The sequence below is a fragment of the Aquisalinus luteolus genome, assembly GCF_009712425.2.
Lineage (GTDB): Bacteria > Pseudomonadota > Alphaproteobacteria > Caulobacterales > Parvularculaceae > Aquisalinus > Aquisalinus luteolus.
This window is the reverse complement of record NZ_VCJR02000004.1, coordinates 68811-84080: the sequence shown is the minus strand read 5'-3', so window position 1 is coordinate 84080 and position 15270 is coordinate 68811. Positions and strand designations below refer to the sequence as shown.

The following is a 15270-nucleotide window of genomic DNA, read 5'->3' as shown; positions in this document are numbered from 1 at the left end:
ATGTCGGGCTGGGCGCAACCACCCACGCAGATTAAGTTTTTGTGGCTTTGCTGGTCGAAGTGATCAGCCCTTGTCCAGCGAGTGGGCATGGTTCAGGGGTCCATTTCCCGAACCGAGCCCCGGGGCGGTCTTGATCGCCTTCCAGACATAATCGAGCGCCTGCGTCACCGCGTGGTCGATATCGAGCCCTTGCGCCATTCCGGCGGCGATGGCCGAGGCCAGCGTGCAGCCGGTGCCGTGGGTGTTGGTCGAGCGGATGCGCGGCTTCAGGAACGACCGGGGTGGATGATCACTGGTGCACAGGACATCGGTGACCGTCTGCCCCCCGCCATGGCCGCCCTTGACGAGGGCAGCCTTGGCCCCTGCCCCGACCAGGCTCTGGCCTGCGAGCTTCTGTGTTGCCTCACCCGTCACAGTCAGGCCGGTCAGCACCTCTGCCTCCGGCATGTTCGGCGTGACGAGCGCCGTCAGCGGTAATAGCCTGTCCTGGATGAAGGTCGCGACATCACTGTCGCCGAGCGAGTCGCCGGAGGTCGCGACCAGCACGGGGTCGAGTACCGCCGGAATGCCGGGATTGGCCTTCAGCGTTTCCTCGATGATCTCAGCCGTTGCAACAGAGCCGATCATGCCAATCTTGATGACGTCTGCGCCAATATCCGACAGCACGGCATCGATCTGGCCTTTTATGATGTCGCCAGGAATGGGGTGTATGCCTGTGACGCCCTGCGTGTTCTGCACCGTCACTGCCGTGATCGCCGTTGCGGCGTAGGCGCCAAGCGCCGTCACCGCCTTGATATCGGCCTGGATGCCCGCCCCGCCGGAGGGGTCTGACCCAGCAATGATCAGGACACGACCTTTCATGCAGATTTCCTCCTTGCGAGTTTTGCAATACGGGGATGGAAAAGGAGGACAATAAGCGCAAGAACAACCTTGGCAACGCCAGCGATCAGATAATCGTAGCGGCCAATGATGGATTGGCCTTCTGCGATAAAGTCTTCATCGTGATCCTGTGACATCACGACGGTTTTTGTCCAAAGAAATTCCATGAGTTCCAAGATTGGAGCGACGAGATTACCGATACCAACAATTAGCAGATATAGAGCGATCAGAATTGTCCCTGCCGAGACGATCTCCTCGGCGCTGACAGCTGTTTCCGCCAGGCCATTATTCTCGTCTCGAGGCACGATCAGGCCTGCTAGTGATTTTGAAAAAGCGATAGGCATTAAGCCACTGGAAAACAGGATGGCGAAATGAATGAGGCCCGTCAGGGCATCACCCCCAACTTGGAAAAAGTCGCTGATCGTCCAAGGCAATGTCAGCAAGGCCGTGAGACAGAAAAATACGCCTAACAGACGAAACAGGACGATCGCAATGCCCTTGACCATAGCTTCTCCTTTCTCGAAGAGAGCCTAGCAAGTCAGGGTTGTCTTAGCCAATCGCTTCTTCGAGCGCCGCAATAATATCCTTCACGCCGCGCTTGACCAGCGCTTCGTCCTCGCCTTCGGCCATCACGCGGATAACCGGCTCGGTACCGGATTTGCGAATGACGACACGGCCCTTGCCGTTGAAGGCGGCTTCTGCATCCTCGATTGCTTTTTTGACCTGCTTGTCATTCAGCGGGTCGCCGTCCGTATAGCGGACATTCTCAAGTAGGCTCGGGAATGGCTTGAAGCGATTGCAGACCTCGGAGACCGGCTTATCCTCCGCCGCCACGACAGCGAGCACCTGCAGCGCGGTGATCAGGCCGTCACCGGTGGTCGCGTAGTCGGTCAGAATGACGTGACCGGACGGTTCGCCGCCAATATTGGCCTCGCTCTCGCGCATCGCCTCGACCACATAGCGGTCGCCGACTTTCGTGCGCGTCAGGCCGAGGCCCAGATCTTCGAGATATTTCTCGAAACCCATATTGGCCATGATGGTAGAGACGACCTTGCCACCGCGCAGGCGGCCCCGCGATTGCCAGTGGGCAGCGACGGTCGCCATCATCTGGTCGCCATCGATTATGCGGCCTTTCTCGTCGCATATGATGACACGGTCGGCGTCACCATCGAGCGCGATGCCGATATCGGCGCGATATTCCTCGACAGCTTCCTGCATCGCCTTTGGTGCGGTCGAGCCGACACCACGGTTGATGTTGAAGCCATTGGGATTGACGCCGATCGATTTCACATCCGCGCCCAGTTCCCAGAGAACACTGGGGGCGACCTTGTAGGCTGCACCATTGGCGCAGTCGAGGACGACGCGCAGGCCTTCAAGGGACAGGCTGCGCGGAAACGTGCCCTTGGCGAATTCAATATAACGCGCACCGGCTTCGTCGATACGCTTGGCGCGGCCAAGGTCCTGAGCATCGGCGAGGCCAACATCCGGGCTGTCAGCCATCAGGCGTTCGATTTCCAGCTCCACCTCGTCGGACAGCTTGTAGCCATCCGGGCCGAAAAACTTGATGCCATTGTCATGATACGGATTATGGGAGGCGGAGATCATTACCCCGATATCGGCACGCAGGGAGCGGGTCAGCATTGCCATGGCCGGAGTCGGCAAAGGGCCGAGCAGGAACACATCCATGCCGGCGGCGGTGAAACCGGCGGTCAGCGCCGGCTCGATCATGTAACCGGAGAGCCGCGTATCCTTGCCGATGACGACCCGGTGGCGATGCTCTCCCCGGCGGAAAACACGACCGGCGGCCATGCCGATACGCAGGATATTGGCAGGCGTCATTGCGCCGGCATTGGCCAGTCCACGCACGCCATCCGTGCCGAAAATTTCGCGTTCCGGTGTCTTTGCTTCGTCGCCGCGCATGGCTTTCTCTTTATGCTTTTTCTTCTTACCCAAAATGACCTCGTAAAGCGGTCACAAGCGTGTGTAACAAGAGGCACGCCTGAATTCGAGCGCATCCTACATCACAAATTGCGACGAACCGTTAACGTTCTAATGGCTTTCTATTGCTGAAAACATGGCCAGAGCCTGTCGCGTGGCGGCGACATCATGGACACGGAACATTGTTGCGCCCCGTGACGCACCGGCGAGGACCGAAGCGATAGAGCCGCCGAGGCGGTCATTGGCAGGCATGTCGCGGTCGATGGCGGATATGAAGCGCTTGCGCGATGCCCCGAGCAGCACCGGGCAGCCCAGCGTCGTCAGGCGATCCAGCCCTGCCAGCAGGGCAAGATTATGCGCCACAGTCTTGCCGAAGCCGATGCCGGGATCGACGATAAGGCGGTCCTTCGGCAGGCCCCCGGCGATGCAGGCTTCGATCCGCTCGCCAAGCCAGCCGGTGACCTCCTCAACGACATCGCCATAGACCGGGTTCTGCTGCATGGTTTTCGGATCACCCTGGGCATGCATCAGCACCACCGGCATCGCCAGTTCGGCAGCCGATTCCAGGCTATCATCGGCCCAGGTCAGGGCGCTCACATCGTTCCAGATATGGGCCCCGGCAGCATGGGCGGCGCGGGCGACAACTGGTTTGCGGGTGTCGATGGAAATGGTCGCGCTCGTGTGCTTCACCAAGCCCTCGATCACCGGGACGACACGGGCGATTTCTTCTTCTACCGGCACATCGTCTGCCCCCGGACGGGTGGACTCACCACCTATGTCGAGAATATGCGCGCCCTCCTCCACCAGCTGCAGGCCATGCTCGACAGCACGGGCAGCCTCCGAGTAGCGCCCGCCATCGGAGAAGCTGTCCGGGGTGACATTGACGATCCCCATGATCTGGAAACTGCTCATAAACCCTCGAAACAAAAAAGCCGCATGCGGAGAACATGCGGCTTCTTCACAGTCAGTTCAAACCATCAGGCGTTTTGCGGCTCGCCATCCGGCGCGTCGCCTTCCTTGCCACCAGCAGACGGAGAGCCGGCGCTGGGCACGGAAGACGGCGGGTCCTGCGGTTTGTCGAACGGGTCTTCGCGGACGATCTTGCCGCCGTTCAGCAGCTGGTTGATCTCCTCGCCGGTCAGCGTCTCGTATTCGAGCAATGCTTCGGCAAGGGCTTCCCAGCCTTCACGGCGCTCGGTCAGGATACGCTTGGCTTCGACGAAGCCTTCATTGACGAGGCGCTTGACCTCCTCATCGATCAGCTGGGCCGTTTCCTCGGAGATATTCTGTGTGCGCGACACGGAATGACCGAGGAAGACCTCGTCCTGGTTTTCACCATAGGCAACGAAGCCGAGCTTGTCGGAATAGCCCCACTGCGTGACCATGCGACGGGCAAGCTTGGTTGCCTGCTCGATGTCGGAGGCCGCGCCTGAGGTGACCTGATCCTTGCCAAAGGCCAGTTCCTCGGCGACACGACCGCCCATCATCACGGCGAGGCGCGATGTCATCTGGACGTAGTTCATCGAGTACTTGTCAGCTTCCGGCAGCTGCATGACGAGGCCGAGGGCCCGGCCACGCGGGATGATGGTCGCCTTGTGGACGGGGTCGGATTCCGGCACCGTCAGCGCGACGATGGCGTGACCAGCCTCATGATAGGCCGTGTTGCGCTTTTCACGCTCGCTCATAACCATGGAGCGACGCTCCGCGCCCATCAGGATCTTGTCCTTGGCGTCCTCGAACTCCTTGTTGGTAACGAGACGCTTGTTGCGCCGTGCCGCCATCAGGGCAGCCTCGTTGACGAGGTTTGCGAGATCGGCGCCGGAGAAGCCCGGCGTGCCGCGCGCAATGGTTCGGATGTTCACATCCGGTCCGAGCGGTACTTTCTTGATGTGGACGGAAAGGATCTTCTCGCGACCGACAAGGTCCGGGTTCGGCACGACGACCTGGCGGTCAAAGCGGCCCGGGCGCAGCAGTGCCGGGTCGAGAACGTCCGGCCGGTTGGTCGCGGCGATGAGGATGATGCCCTCATTGGCCTCGAAACCGTCCATCTCGACCAGCAGCTGGTTCAGGGTCTGCTCACGCTCGTCATTACCGCCACCGAGGCCTGCGCCACGGGACCGGCCGACGGCGTCGATCTCGTCGATGAAGATGATGCAGGGCGCGTTCTTCTTGGCCTGCTCGAACATGTCGCGGACGCGGGATGCACCGACACCGACGAACATCTCGACGAAGTCCGAACCGGAGATGGTAAAGAACGGTACGTTCGCCTCGCCGGCAATGGCGCGGGCGAGCAGCGTCTTGCCGGTACCCGGAGGGCCGACGAGCAGAGCACCTTTGGGGATCTTGCCGCCAAGGCGCTGGAAGCGCATCGGGTCTTTCAGGTAATCGACGATCTCTTCAAGCTCTTCCTTGGCCTCGTCGATACCGGCAACGTCATCAAAGGTGACGCGGCCATGGCGCTCGGTAAGCAGCTTGGCGCGCGACTTGCCAAAGCCCATGGCTTTCCCGTTGCCACCCTGCATCTGTCGCATGGCGAAGAACAGGAGCGCCAGCAGCAGAGCGAACGGCAACAGGTTGATGAAGATGGACAGGAGCAGCGGCATGTCCTCTTCCGGCTTGAACTCGACATTGATACCGCTGGCCTCAGCGCGATCTGCCACGGATGGCTGGATCGTCTCAGGCACGGCAACAACATAGGCATCGCCGCCAGAGGTCGTGCCCGTGGCCTTTTCGCCTTCGAAGGTAATGGAATTGATGCTGCCATTGTCGAGCTGTTCGGAGAACTGCGAATAGGTCAGCCTTTCGACGCTGGTGCTGGGGCCGCTGGAAGACACATAGTGCACCATCAAGAGGAGCACGAGGAACATCACAGCCCAGATCAGCCAGTTACGTCCATTCATTGAAAAATCCTGTTCTTGCTTCGGGTCGTATTTCGGTTCGGGACCGTTCAGAAACGAATGATCCGGCGAAAAAGTCGTTCTTCGGTTAACGCTTCTACATGTAAGTCGGCGCGGGCCTCGTTCCAAGGCGCAGCGGCATGCCAAAGCATTGTTTTTGCGTAAGATGGCACTGCAAATAACCGGCCATCGTGCCACAGGCCCGGCATGGTAGAGGCAAGACGGGTCCTTGTCACCGGCCCGGGGGCTGAAAAGCCGATGGGGCCAAGCGAAAAACCGCTTTGTTTTCGGGCAGTTGGCGGAATTGCGACGATAAATCGCCGGTCCCACAAGACACGGCCGGGCGTATCGGCGTTGATCGGCATCACCGCCCCGCCGCCAGCGCCATCCGCCCGCCCGTTCAGTGCCGCCGGTTCACGCATGATGATGAGGTCGTCACCGTCCACGGTACACATGGCACCGGCAAGGGTGATCGTCTTTTCCAGCCCCCCTTTCGGGACATCGGTGGGGGAGACCGGCATATCGCTGCCGCCTGCGGCCTCGATCGCCCGGGCGAGCAGCCTGTACGCCAGCCCTCCAGGCAGATCAGCCAACCGCCTGCGCGAAAGCATGACGGTGCCGGAACCCGTCACCCAGCCACCGGCTGCGCGAAAAGCATCATCCAGCTGCGCTTCCTGCAGGCTTGCCGTCTCGGCAAGGGATGTTGCCGTCCGGTTCAGGGCATCGACACTGAGAAAATCCTGAACGCCCGCTGCGGCAAGAAAGGCACGGCGGCGCACGCGCTCATAGGTGGGATCGTCATTGGAAGGATCGTCAGCGATGGGCAGGTCGTTGGTTTCCGCGATGTTGCGCAGGGCCGACCGCCGCCAGGAGAGGAGCGGGCGGACGAGCGCGACGGGTGCCCCCGCCCCGGCAGCGATCAGCCTTTCCGGTCGCATGGCCGCGAGCCCTTCTGCCCCGCTGCCGCGTGCGAGCCGCGCCAGCACGGTCTCCGCCTGGTCGTCGGCATGGTGAGCCGTCAGCAGGACAGTTGCGCCCTGCCGATTGCAGGCACCAGCAAGCAGGCGATATCGGGCTGCCCGGGCCGCTGCCTGAATGCCGCTTGATGGCTTGTCGCCCGTCCATTGCAGGGTCAGGTGTTCTGTCCCCTGCCCGGAACACCAGTCAGCGACCATCGCTGCTTCGGCGGCAGCCTGTGACCGCAAGCCGTGATCGACCGTCAGGGCCAGGATACGCTCTTTCGGGAAAGCCTGTGCCACTGCCCAGAGCAGCACCATGGAATCGGCACCGCCCGAGACCGCAACAGCAAGACGCTCGCCCCGGTAATGAGCGAGCGCCTGTGTCACCTGTTCGATGAGCTTTGTGTGGTTGTTGGTCAGCACCCGGCCTTGCCGCGTTCGATCGCCATGCGGTCCTGCAGGGCGGGCGTCATGTTCGGGAACTTGCTGCCCATGACCGTATAGATCTGGCAGGCCTCGGCATTCTTGCCGAGACGGTTATAGGAAATGCCGAGCTTCAGATAGCTTTCCGGCGCGCGGGCATCGTCTGGCCATTTCTTGATATGGTCGAGAAACGCAACGGCGGCGCGGGAATTGGCACCGGTCGCGAGATAGATCTCGCCCAGCCGGTATTGCGCATCGGCTGCGCGCGGATCTTCCGGATAATCCTGCAGGAACTGGGCGAAACCTTGCTCCGCCTCCTGATAATTGCCGCTGAGCAGCGCATCGAACGCGCCTTCATAGGCGGCATCCGGGTCCATCAGCCTGTCCTCGGCGTCATTGATGACAGGGAACGGGCTGTCGACACCCGCGGGAAGGCCTGTACCCTGACCGGAATTATTCATCGTGCCGCCATTGCCGCCATCAGCCGGACGCACCGGCGCACGGCCACGCAGGTCCGATGGGCCGCCCGTGGCACCGCCACCGGACTGGCCGGAATAATCGTCTTCATACAGAAGGCCTGACCCGTCATCATAGGGTTCGCCGCCATAGCCGTCACCAACACCGCCATCATAACCGCCCTGTGCCTGCTGCTGGCCCATGACCGACAGGGCCTGCGTCAGCGATTCAATACGGCGGTTGTTCTGGTCGAGCTCATAGCGCAGCCGCTCCACTTCCCCGGTTAGGGTCTGCAGTTCGCGTTCGATCTGGCTGACGCGCACTGTCATTGACGCAGCGGAACCATCCTGGCCTTGCGGCAGGGCAGACTGACCTGTCACGCGAGATGGATCGAACCGGTTGCCCTCGGCGGAATAGACAACCCCCTGCAGGTCAGAAATCGCACGCTCGATACGGTTCAGCCGTTCCGGCGTCACCGGTTCCTGCTGGGCACTGGCCACAGCGAAAAGGCTGGTGCCCGACAGGGCAATAACCGTCAGCACACAGGCTTTTTTCAGTGGTTGGCGAAAGAGCCTGATCTGGGACATGGTCGACCTCATCTGTTTGATATCATCACAATACTCAGCGTCAGCCTGTCAGGCAACGATGGTTAAACTGTGACAGACGGCATTCGCCGTCCTGAAACAAAAAATGCGCCAGAACATGTCTGGCGCATTTGAACTCTACCACAATGGCAGTCACGCGACGCCTTAGGCGCCTGTGGTGACCAGCATGGTGGAGGCGTTACGGTTCTGGGCCCATGCCTGCGGATTGGAACCCGATGCGATCGGGCGTTCTTTGCCGTAGGAAATGGTGGTGATGCGCGATGCATCGATACCAAGGCTCGTCAGATAAGCTTTGGCGGCGTTTGCACGGCGGGCACCGAGGGCCAGGTTGTATTCACGCGTACCGCGCTCGTCGCAGTTACCGGCAATGCGCACGCGGGCTTCCGGATATTGCTTGAGCCAGGCGGCCTGACGGGACAGCTGGGCCTGAGCTTCGCTGGTCAGATTGTACTCGTCGTAACCGAAGAAGACGCGGTGACCGACGTTCTCTTCCAGATCTTCCTGGGAACCAGGGACGATGGAAGATGTTTCGACCGGCGTTCTCGGCGTTACGACTTCACGGGTCGGTGTGTTGTCGACAACTTCTGTTTCTTCAGGTGTAGAAGAACAGGCAGCTACGGCCGCGAGGGCAACAACGATACCGGTATTCAGAAGAAATTTTTTGATAGGCATTTTAAACTTCAGCTCCACTTTGCGTTCTGCAAGGCTGTTTGAGGCGTTGAAGGTCCCTCTAAAGCCCCCTTGTATGCAGGGTTAGGCTCCCCATAAGCCTGTTGACCGCGCTGAATCTACTCTTATTCCAGCTTTTTTCAATAAGGACTGAAGATTGTTGCTAAAACTTCACCCATTTACGGCAGTAAAGGCGACCAGGCCGGGTCTGATGCTTCACCGGGCGTCGTAACCTGGCGCAAATTCTGGCCTGTCAGGTCAATGGACCATAGGGAAACCGGCCCGCCTGCGTGGCTTTCGCGCGAGAACATGATGACACGGCCATTAGGTGCCCATGTCGGCCCTTCAGCAAGGTAGCTCTCCGTCAGCAGACGCTCTCCTGACCCGTCGGGGCGGACAACGCCGATATAGAACCGGCCCTGATGCTGGCGGGTGAAGGCGATGAGATCACCGCGGGGCGACCATACCGGCGTACCGTAGCGACCTTCCTTGAAGGTGATTCGGCGCTGGTTTGAGCCGTCGGCATTCATGACATATATCTGCTCCGAGCCGCCACGGTCGGACGAAAACGCGATTTGCGAGCCATCCGGCGACATGGAGGGCGAGGTGTCGATCGCCGGGTTATCCGTCAACTGAGTTGTCTGGCGCGTGCGCAGGTCCATGATCGAGATATCGGAATTGCCGTTGCGCTCTGCGCTGAGCACAACCTTGGTACCGTCAGGCGAGAACCTTGGAGCAAACGTCATGCCGCGATAGGCACCGAGGGCTTCCTGTTCACCGGTTTCGATGTTGAACAGATAGACCTGCGCCGGACGGTAATCGAACAGCGCAAGATAGGTGATCTGCTGCTGGGTCGGCGAGAAGCGTGGCGTCAGCACGTCATAGTCGAGACCATCGGTCAGCGGAACCGGGTTGGCACCGTCCTGGTCCATGATCATCAGGCGCTTGACGCGATCCGTCTTCGGGCCGGTTTCGCCGACAAAGACGACGCGGGTGTCGAAATAGCCCTTTTCGCCGGTCAGCTGCTCATAGGTAAAATCGGCGACCTTGTGGGCGGCGCGGCGCCAGTTTTCAGCCGGCGTCTTGAAGGCGATGGAAGCGAGCTGCTGATTGCCATAGACGTCCCACAGGCGGGTATTGACCTGGATGCGGCCATCGTCGGTCGGCAGCACCTCGCCCGCAATCAGCACCTGGGCGTTGATGATGCGCCAGTCTTCAAAACGCGGACGCTCGTGGATCGTCTCCAGCTTCTGTACATAGGCGCGCTGGTCGATCGGCGAGAAAAGCCCGGAGCGTTCAAGGTCCGCCATGATCACATTGGTCAGGTCCTGTGCCAGCGCAGAGGTTTCCGAGCCGGCAGAGAGATAAGCCGGCACAGCGATGGGCATGGGTTCATTATTGGCTTGGGTGATCTCGATCTTCACCTGCGCAACAGCGGGTGTCAGGCTGACAACAGCACCAGCAATAGCCGCAGCAAATATCGAAAAGATTTTCATAGGCATACGGATCATAATATCTCTCTTGTTACCCAAATGTTCCAGCGCCCAGCCGTCGGCCACTGCACTGATTTTTCCGCGACAAGCATGGCCAAAGTTAGACCATGCTACTTGCAATTCCCGACTTACAATCCCGTCAGGTCCACACAATCCAGCCACTGCTGACTAGAACCCGACCATTTCGGCCGGATTGAAAGTCATTTCGAACGATTTCCATTCATTGTAGCGGTCAAGTGAGAGGAAGTTGTAAGGGGCACAATCGATCACGGCATTGATTGCACTGCGTTCTGCAACTTTCCAGAATGGATTACCCGATGTGTTTATCTGGATCGCGTTCTGCACTTTCGGAGTGCTTTTCAGCGAGCCATCACGATTGAGTTCGAAAGACAGAGTGACGATCAAAGTCTCAGGTTTTGGGGCGCCAAGGAAGGCCTGGGCACTCCAGCATTCCGCCATCCGCGCTTTCATCTTTGCTTCCTCGCTTGCCAACAGGCGATCGCCGAGGCCGACCTGGTTGACATCGCGGTCACCCTGCTGGGCCTGACCGGTTTCGGTCGGCGCCTCGCGCGGGGCATTGGTTTCCTCACGGTCGAGATCCGTCAGGGCGCTTTCCAGCGCTGACAGGTCGAGCTCCGGCTCCTTGGGCGGCTCCTGCTTCGGCGGATCTTTCTTCGGAGGGTCCTTATTCGGCTCTTCCTTTTTGGGCTCTTCTTTCGGCTGCTCCGGTTCTGGCTCTGGCTCCTCTATGGGCTCAGGTTCCTGCTCTTCCGGTTCTGGCTCCGGTTCTGGCGGCAGCTGAACGGGCTCTGGTTCGGGCTCAGGCTGCTGTTCCTGCGGCTGTTCGGGCTGGGTGGTCGGAACAGGGGGCTGCTCCTCTCTCTCTTCCGGCGCGGGCTGCTCCACGGCTTCAGCCTCCGGCTCTACCCGCGTTTCGACAACGGACAGGCGGTCCGACAGCTCGGCCTCGGAGATGATCTCGATCGGGACGATCGGATCGGACGGGCCCACGGGCCGCCAGCTCGCCGGGATGATGAACCAGACGCCGACCGCCGCGACATGCAGCATGGCTGATATGAGGGTGGCAAAACGCATCGCCGGGAAACTGCCTCCTGGGCCGTAAACTATTCGGTGACCAGCGCCATGCGGGTGAAGCCGGCCGCCTTCATGCGGCCCATCACCTTGGCGACGCGGTCATACACAACGGTCTTGTCGGCCCGGATATAGATGTCCTGCTGATAACCGGCTTGCGCCACGGCCTGCAGATGCGGGACGAGGTTGTCGTAGTCGATCGCCGTTTCCTGGACATAGATCTCGCCATCGGCGCGTATCGTGATCGTCAGCGGCTCGACAGAGCTGTTGATCGCCGTCGCCTCAGTTTCCGGGGCATCGACCTCGATACCGACTGTCAAAAGGGGCGCGGCGACCATGAAGATGATCAGCAGCACCAGCATGACATCGACCATGGGCGTGACGTTGATTTCGGCGACCGGCTTGTTGCGGCCACGGCCATTGCGGTTGTTGCCGACGCTCATACCCATCTATTTGGCCCTTTCGTCGAACTGGCGCGACAGGATGGTGGCAAACTCGTCGGCGAAACCCTGCAGCCTGACAGCGTAGGAGTTCAGGGCCGAGGAGTAATGGTTATAACCCATGACCGCCGGGATGGCGGCGACGAGACCGAGAGCCGTGGCGAACAGCGCTTCGGCGATACCGGGCGCAACGGCGACCAGCGAGGTGTCGCCCTGCTGCGCGATGGCCTGGAAAGCGTTCATGATGCCCCAGACGGTACCGAACAGGCCGATGAACACGGCAGCCGAACCGATCGTTGCGAGGATAGAAAGGCCCTGCTCGGCCTTTTCAAGTTCGCGGTTGATGGTGACGTTCATCACCTTTTCGATACGGTCCTGGGCCCCGACAGCGAGAGAAGAGGATTTGACCATCCCCCTCGCCCGCTCCCACTCGCCCATGGCGGCGACGAAAACGCGCGCCATCGGGTGATCGGCCTTGTCGCGCTGCTTCATGTACAGCTCGTCGAGTGGCTTTCCGGACCAGAAGGCATCCTCGAACTTTGACGACTTGCCCTTCAGCTTGCCGAGCAGCATCGACTTGTCGATCATGATTGCCCAGGACCAGATGGAGGCCAGTACAAGAATGACCATCACCGCCTTCACCAGCGGATCGGCCTGCATGAACATGCCCCAGATGCTGAAATCGTGACCCAGCGCGGCGTCCGTCGTGATGGACACTTCAGTCTGCATGGAAGACCCCTCAAAATTGCGGCGCTGCAGCGCCTGTTAACCGTAATCATGCCCGTCTAGCACATCTGACGGCATTTAGTACGACTGTTCTAGGACAAAATAAGGCAGACGGCAGCCTCTACGGCCCGCCTGACAATGATTTAATCCATGGTGAATAATCGGTTAATGCCGGGTCAGGGCTGATCGTCTTTTCCTGCCGGGGCAATTCTCTCCATCAACTCGGCCGACAGGCGGCGTGGCCTGCCATCGAGGGAGATACAGGCTATCTCTACTTCCGCCGATGCAAGCTGTTCCTCGCCGCGCCAGATTTCCTGCTTAAACCAGAGCCTTGCGCCTTTTGCGGCGTTAACAGTGCTGCGCACCTGCAGGAGATCGTCGATGTGGGCCGGGCGTATGAACTCGACACTCATGCGCCGGGCGGTAAAGGCCAGCTTCTCCTCGCCTTCCAGCAGCGCCGCATGGCCGATGCCTGTCTCACGCAGCGCTTCAGTCCGGCCGCGCTCGAAGAATTTCAGGTAATTGGCGTGATAAACAACGCCGGAAAAGTCTGTATCTTCATAATAGACCCTGACTTCGATGGCATATGGGTTGGCCGCTGGCATGGGGAACCGCCCTTCCTTAATTATGTTTGTGGAGTGATCCGGTATTTGCCGGCCAATGGCAAGCCGAGGACGGTCGGCACGCCCGGAGGGAAGCAGACTATGACCAGCTACGTGCGCCAGAGCCTTACCCACGAGGAACAATTGCTGGCTGAAGGCAATTTCCCGTGGCCGTACCATGCCCTGTCATGGATTGCCCTGTTCACGCTCGGCTGGTTCCTCATCGGCATCTATATCTGGGCGCGCATGCAGATCCATTTTTCGGTCACCGAAGTCGGCGTGACTTCCCAGCGGGTGCTGATAAAGCGCGGGCTGTTCAACAAGCGCACTATGGAGCTGGGCCTTGCCAGCGTCGAACAGGTCGAGGTGCGCCAGAGCCTGATCGGACAGATATTCAACTTCGGCACGCTGGAAATGCATGGCTCCGGTGAAGGCGAGATTACAACACCGCCGATAGCACGTCCTGTCGCCTTCCGCCGTGTGCTCTCCGAGGCTATCGCCCATGCGCGCAATCCGAAGGTGCGGATCGACCATGATGACGAATTCACCGTACCTCCCGGAGCTGGTGTCGAAGGCCAGAGCGCAAATACGCATTTCAACGTCCCGCTTGGCCCGCACACCCGGCAGGCCTCCCGGCCATCGCCCCGTCCGGCAGCAGGACATAAACCCCTCATTGCGACACGGACTGCGCCGCCTGCCCGCTAATACCTGTCCTTCACGGGGATCACCAGTTTGAGCCCGGACCAGACTTTATCGACAGCGCATTTCTTGATATCGACCAGCCCGTTTTCCAGCGCTGTAGTACGGGCGACTTGTTCGTTCACAGTCGTCTCGACACCTGACGTCTTTTTTGGCCAGCTCAGCCAGATCATGCCATCTTGCGACAGCTGGTCGCGCATGATCGCCATATAGACCTGCAGCTTGTCGGCGCGGGTGACGAAGACATGGATCAGGTCGAACGGCCCGCCGGACAGGCCGCGCCACGTCTTGACCAGCTTGCGTGCGGCAAACCCATCGTACCCGGACAATTGCGGCAGGGTCTCGGGCACATTCATCAGCAATGCCCGCTGGCCGTGGCGATAGCCGAGCTTCTTCAGCAAGGGTGTGCCGGAATAGCCTGCCTCAGCCATAAACGCTCCTGATCGTTTCCACCGTTTCCGGCGGCAATACTTCTTCCAGCATTACCAGCGCCTTGCGGTATTTCGCTTCCTTCCTGGCCCGGGTCTCAGGATCGGGGATCGCATCGACGCCGGACAGGTTATCGCTGGCATCGCAATATTTCACTGCGCGGGCAAGGTCATTGGCCAGGACCCGGGGCATGTAGTCTGCAAAGAAATCATCCCCGTCCCGCTTGCTCATGGCATCGACACCGTCGCGGATCGTCTTGCCGAAGGCGGCCTCAATCTCGTCAAGTGACGTGTCCGTCTTCTCGACCGTGTCATGCAATACGGCGACGATCTCGTAGTCCGCGCCGAGGGGTCGGGCGCGGCGGGCGACATCGAGCACATGCCAGAGATACGGCACACCGCCCTCATCCGCCTGGCCTTCATGGCGCTCGGCAGCGAAAACATAGGCACGGGTGATGGTTTTGATGCTCACGTTATTCATCACCGTACCAGATTCAGGGCCTCGCGCCGAGCGAGGCTTTCCGCCGACCATTGGGTCGGAAGGTCATAGAAGATTTCGAAGGCAGGCTGGTCGTCAGGGATCGTCACCCATGGCACTTTCGAGCGGATAAAGATATGGGCGTCGGGCTTGATCGTGTGACGCTTGTCCAGCGTCTGTACACGAACGAAGATCATCACCTCGCGTGCGCCGTAATCGCTCCACAAGGCGGTCTGGCAAGTCTCACACCGCCAGACAATGTGCGGCCTGCCGCTGGAGGTCGGCATCGCCTGCGGCACCGGTGTACCGTCCAGTATTTCCACATTCGCAGTCTCGATGATGGCGTTGATAGCGAAGGCACCGCCCGTCTGGCACTGGCAGTCGCTGCAATGGCAGCAGTTCACGAACATCGGCTTCTCGAGCAGTCGGTAACGCACCTGCCCGCAAAAACATCCACCATCCATGGCTCTCTCCCATGATTGCGAC

The 15270-nt window shown here is 60.1% G+C and carries 17 protein-coding genes; 1 reads left to right on the top strand and 16 read right to left on the bottom strand.

What is annotated here, in order from left to right; translation table 11 throughout:
• Positions 1–63 precede the first annotated feature (63 nt).
• From thiD to ybgC, 13 genes are all read right to left on the bottom strand, one after another.
• Positions 64–861, bottom strand: a complete 798-nt coding sequence (gene thiD, locus FF098_RS15460) for a bifunctional hydroxymethylpyrimidine kinase/phosphomethylpyrimidine kinase (protein WP_155142234.1) — start codon at positions 859–861, stop codon at positions 64–66.
• On the bottom strand, positions 858–1385 hold the full coding sequence (locus tag FF098_RS15455; protein ID WP_155142231.1) for a hypothetical protein: 528 nt from the start codon (positions 1383–1385) through the stop codon (positions 858–860). The genes thiD and FF098_RS15455 overlap by 4 nt, the downstream gene beginning before the upstream one ends.
• Positions 1386–1428: 43 nt before the next feature.
• Complete coding sequence (gene glmM, locus FF098_RS15450) at positions 1429–2799, bottom strand: phosphoglucosamine mutase (protein ID WP_155142229.1); 1371 nt, start codon at positions 2797–2799, stop codon at positions 1429–1431.
• Positions 2800–2928: 129 nt separating this feature from the next.
• Entirely contained in the window at positions 2929–3729 is an 801-nt protein-coding gene (gene folP, locus FF098_RS15445; RefSeq protein ID WP_155142226.1) for a dihydropteroate synthase, read from the bottom strand.
• Between the two features lie 65 nt (positions 3730–3794).
• Positions 3795–5717 (bottom strand): ATP-dependent zinc metalloprotease FtsH, encoded by a 1923-nt coding sequence (gene ftsH / locus FF098_RS15440; protein ID WP_155142224.1) that lies wholly within the window; start codon positions 5715–5717, stop codon positions 3795–3797.
• A 47-nt stretch (positions 5718–5764) separates the two neighbouring features.
• Positions 5765–7096, bottom strand: coding sequence for a tRNA lysidine(34) synthetase TilS (gene tilS / locus FF098_RS15435; RefSeq protein ID WP_155142222.1), 1332 nt, complete (start codon positions 7094–7096; stop codon positions 5765–5767).
• Positions 7090–8139: a tol-pal system protein YbgF gene (gene ybgF, locus FF098_RS15430; protein ID WP_166426581.1), complete on the bottom strand. Its 1050-nt coding sequence runs from the start codon at positions 8137–8139 to the stop codon at positions 7090–7092. The genes tilS and ybgF overlap by 7 nt, the downstream gene beginning before the upstream one ends.
• 162 nt (positions 8140–8301) lie before the next feature.
• Positions 8302–8829, bottom strand: coding sequence for a peptidoglycan-associated lipoprotein Pal (gene pal, locus FF098_RS15425; RefSeq protein WP_155142219.1), 528 nt, complete (start codon positions 8827–8829; stop codon positions 8302–8304).
• A 176-nt stretch (positions 8830–9005) separates the two neighbouring features.
• Positions 9006–10337, bottom strand: coding sequence for a Tol-Pal system beta propeller repeat protein TolB (tolB, locus tag FF098_RS15420; protein WP_166426580.1), 1332 nt, complete (start codon positions 10335–10337; stop codon positions 9006–9008).
• A 150-nt stretch (positions 10338–10487) separates the two neighbouring features.
• A complete protein-coding gene (locus tag FF098_RS15415; RefSeq protein ID WP_155142217.1) occupies positions 10488–11414 on the bottom strand; it encodes a hypothetical protein in 927 nt (308 codons plus the stop codon).
• 29 nt (positions 11415–11443) lie between these two features.
• Positions 11444–11860: a protein TolR gene (gene tolR, locus FF098_RS15410; RefSeq protein WP_155142215.1), complete on the bottom strand. Its 417-nt coding sequence runs from the start codon at positions 11858–11860 to the stop codon at positions 11444–11446.
• A complete protein-coding gene (gene tolQ / locus FF098_RS15405) occupies positions 11861–12580 on the bottom strand; it encodes a protein TolQ (RefSeq protein ID WP_155142213.1) in 720 nt (239 codons plus the stop codon).
• A 173-nt stretch (positions 12581–12753) separates the two neighbouring features.
• Complete coding sequence (ybgC, locus tag FF098_RS15400) at positions 12754–13182, bottom strand: tol-pal system-associated acyl-CoA thioesterase (RefSeq protein WP_155142212.1); 429 nt, start codon at positions 13180–13182, stop codon at positions 12754–12756.
• 99 nt (positions 13183–13281) lie between these two features.
• On the opposite strand from ybgC, the gene FF098_RS15395 reads away from it, so the two are divergent.
• Positions 13282–13884 (top strand): PH domain-containing protein, encoded by a 603-nt coding sequence (locus tag FF098_RS15395; RefSeq protein ID WP_155142210.1) that lies wholly within the window; start codon positions 13282–13284, stop codon positions 13882–13884.
• Here FF098_RS15395 and FF098_RS15390 read toward each other — a convergent pair.
• The 3 genes from FF098_RS15390 to FF098_RS15380 are packed head-to-tail and all read right to left on the bottom strand — an operon-like array spanning position 13881 to position 15248.
• Complete coding sequence (locus tag FF098_RS15390; protein ID WP_155142208.1) at positions 13881–14309, bottom strand: DUF3052 family protein; 429 nt, start codon at positions 14307–14309, stop codon at positions 13881–13883. The two genes, FF098_RS15395 and FF098_RS15390, sit on opposite strands and share 4 nt — an antisense overlap.
• Complete coding sequence (locus tag FF098_RS15385) at positions 14302–14778, bottom strand: HD domain-containing protein (protein ID WP_166426579.1); 477 nt, start codon at positions 14776–14778, stop codon at positions 14302–14304. Before FF098_RS15385 ends, FF098_RS15390 begins: the two co-directional genes overlap by 8 nt.
• An 8-nt stretch (positions 14779–14786) precedes the next feature.
• A complete protein-coding gene (locus FF098_RS15380; RefSeq protein WP_155142203.1) occupies positions 14787–15248 on the bottom strand; it encodes a GFA family protein in 462 nt (153 codons plus the stop codon).
• Positions 15249–15270: the final 22 nt, after the last annotated feature.

Bases quoted from the DNA above. Each gene is read 5' to 3' on its own strand.
- thiD (WP_155142234.1), bottom strand. From the start codon at position 861: ATGAAAGGTCGTGTCCTGATCATTGCTGGGTCAGACCCCTCCGGCGGG.
- FF098_RS15455 (WP_155142231.1), bottom strand. From the start codon at position 1,385: ATGGTCAAGGGCATTGCGATCGTCCTGTTTCGTCTGTTAGGCGTATTT.
- glmM (WP_155142229.1), bottom strand. From the start codon at position 2,799: ATGCGCGGCGACGAAGCAAAGACACCGGAACGCGAAATTTTCGGCACG.
- folP (WP_155142226.1), bottom strand. From the start codon at position 3,729: ATGAGCAGTTTCCAGATCATGGGGATCGTCAATGTCACCCCGGACAGC.
- ftsH (WP_155142224.1), bottom strand. From the start codon at position 5,717: ATGAATGGACGTAACTGGCTGATCTGGGCTGTGATGTTCCTCGTGCTC.
- ybgF (WP_166426581.1), bottom strand. From the start codon at position 8,139: ATGTCCCAGATCAGGCTCTTTCGCCAACCACTGAAAAAAGCCTGTGTG.
- pal (WP_155142219.1), bottom strand. From the start codon at position 8,829: ATGCCTATCAAAAAATTTCTTCTGAATACCGGTATCGTTGTTGCCCTC.
- tolB (WP_166426580.1), bottom strand. From the start codon at position 10,337: ATGATCCGTATGCCTATGAAAATCTTTTCGATATTTGCTGCGGCTATT.
- FF098_RS15415 (WP_155142217.1), bottom strand. From the start codon at position 11,414: ATGCGTTTTGCCACCCTCATATCAGCCATGCTGCATGTCGCGGCGGTC.
- tolR (WP_155142215.1), bottom strand. From the start codon at position 11,860: ATGGGTATGAGCGTCGGCAACAACCGCAATGGCCGTGGCCGCAACAAG.
- tolQ (WP_155142213.1), bottom strand. From the start codon at position 12,580: ATGCAGACTGAAGTGTCCATCACGACGGACGCCGCGCTGGGTCACGAT.
- ybgC (WP_155142212.1), bottom strand. From the start codon at position 13,182: ATGCCAGCGGCCAACCCATATGCCATCGAAGTCAGGGTCTATTATGAA.
- FF098_RS15395 (WP_155142210.1), top strand. From the start codon at position 13,282: ATGACCAGCTACGTGCGCCAGAGCCTTACCCACGAGGAACAATTGCTG.
- FF098_RS15390 (WP_155142208.1), bottom strand. From the start codon at position 14,309: ATGGCTGAGGCAGGCTATTCCGGCACACCCTTGCTGAAGAAGCTCGGC.
- FF098_RS15380 (WP_155142203.1), bottom strand. From the start codon at position 15,248: ATGGATGGTGGATGTTTTTGCGGGCAGGTGCGTTACCGACTGCTCGAG.